At 62.3% G+C, this 252-nt stretch carries 1 pseudogene; it reads right to left on the bottom strand.

Annotated elements, in window-relative coordinates:
- Positions 1–105: 105 nt before the first annotated feature.
- A pseudogene (locus ACPYOJ_RS36055) lies at positions 106–252 on the bottom strand (cysteine hydrolase); the annotation flags it as partial.

Genomic DNA, 252 nt, shown 5'->3' with positions numbered 1-252 from the left:
ACACTCGACTATTCGTCGGCAGCATCAGAGGGGTATAAGAGACAGGTGCGGGTGCCATCGATCGAGGAGACGACGATGATCAATCCGCCGCCCGCCTGCTTCAGGTGGGGTATCCTCGACTCGGGCGGGCAGGACGAAGCGGGTGAATATCGTTCTCTGCGCGTGCCGGTTTGCCACCTCCTCCACCGCTGGTGACACCTCCCGCAGCCACGGCACTTGCCACGGGGTGTCCTCAGCGAACATACGCTGCAT

Source organism: Rhizobium sp. SVR5-9E (assembly GCF_056755095.1).
Note: the sequence above shows the minus strand (reverse complement) of the source record. Positions and strands in the feature narration are given on the sequence as shown.